This is a genomic window from Lentzea indica, from assembly GCF_012184385.1.
Classification (GTDB): domain Bacteria; phylum Actinomycetota; class Actinomycetes; order Mycobacteriales; family Pseudonocardiaceae; genus Lentzea; species Lentzea indica.
In genome coordinates, this window is record NZ_VSRL01000565.1 from 1 (window position 1) to 1078 (window position 1078).

A 1078-nucleotide genomic window follows, 5' to 3' on the forward strand; every position below is an offset into this window, starting at 1 on the left:
CCGGTCCAGCAGTGGCGGCAGTGCTTCGCCGTCCGCGTCGGCGACGGCGGTGGCGCCCTGGCCGTAGGTGGCCTCGATGTGGGCGAGCCTGCGGGACACGCGCGCCGAACCGGTGGTGGCCGCGGCGACCTGGACACCCACCAGCGCCAGCGCACCGGAGATGGCGCCGACACCCATCAGGAGCAGGAGTGTTCCGTTCACCTCACACCTCCACCTTGATCATCTTTTTCATCCAGAACCAGCCGGCGCACAGACACACCGCGGTGGCGCCCAGCATCATCCAGCCGACCGGGCGGGTGTAGAGCGGTTCGATGTACTCCCGGCGGCTGGTGAACAGCCAGGCGCCGAGCCCGATCGGAAGCGAGATCAGCACGTACGCCGACAACCTGCCCTCGGCGGTGAGCGCCTTGACCTGCCTGCGCACCGTCGCCCGCTCGCGCATCGTGTGCACGGTGGTCAGCAGCAGCTCTGCGAGGTTCCCGCCGACCTCGCGCTGGATCCGGATCGCCATGACCACCCAGGAGAGGTCCTGGCACTGCATCCGCACGGCGGCCTTGTCGAGCGCGTCCTCGACCGAGACGCCGAGCCGGGTGCGGGCCAGTGACCGGGCGATCTCGCCCGCGATGGGCTGGGTGCCCTCGCGCACCATGCTGTCGAGCGCCTGCGACAACGAGAAGCCGGAGCGCAGGCGCCCGCCACCAGCTGCAGCGTGTCCGGCAGCTGTTCGCCGAACAACGTGCGCCGCCTGCCGATCCGGAACTTCAGGAAGAAACGTCCGCCGAACCACCCGAGCAGCATCCCGAGAGGTCCGAACACCATCGGTGCGCCGGTGACCGCCGCGAGGACCACACCGAGCACGGCGGCGATGCCGAACCGCATGAGCAGCCACTCCGCCGGGCGCAGCCGGATGCCCGCCAGGTCGAGGTCGAACTCGATCCGCTCACGCCTGCCGCGGCCGTCGATGATCCGCTCGCTCAGCGCCAGCAGCAGGCGCATCGGCCGCGACGGCTCCTGCACGGCACCCGTCTCCGGCTCCGCACCGTCTCGCACCCGGTAGCGGCGGACCTCGGTCAGCCGG

3 protein-coding genes are annotated in these 1078 nt (G+C 70.9%); 1 reads left to right on the forward strand and 2 read right to left on the reverse strand.

Features of this window, described 5'->3' with window-relative positions; all coding sequences use genetic code 11:
- A partial coding sequence (locus FXN61_RS49620; protein WP_167980663.1) for a hypothetical protein occupies positions 1-201 on the reverse strand: 201 nt, incomplete at its 3' end.
- Between the two features lies 1 nt (position 202).
- Complete coding sequence (locus FXN61_RS49625) at positions 203-649, reverse strand: type II secretion system F family protein (protein ID WP_167980664.1); 447 nt, start codon at positions 647-649, stop codon at positions 203-205.
- Between the two features lie 180 nt (positions 650-829).
- On the opposite strand from FXN61_RS49625, the gene FXN61_RS49630 reads away from it, so the two are divergent.
- Positions 830-1057, forward strand: coding sequence for a hypothetical protein (locus FXN61_RS49630; protein ID WP_167980665.1), 228 nt, complete (start codon positions 830-832; stop codon positions 1055-1057).
- Positions 1058-1078: the final 21 nt, after the last annotated feature.

Bases quoted from the DNA above. Each gene is read 5' to 3' on its own strand.
- FXN61_RS49625 (WP_167980664.1), bottom strand. From the start codon at position 649: ATGGTGCGCGAGGGCACCCAGCCCATCGCGGGCGAGATCGCCCGGTCA.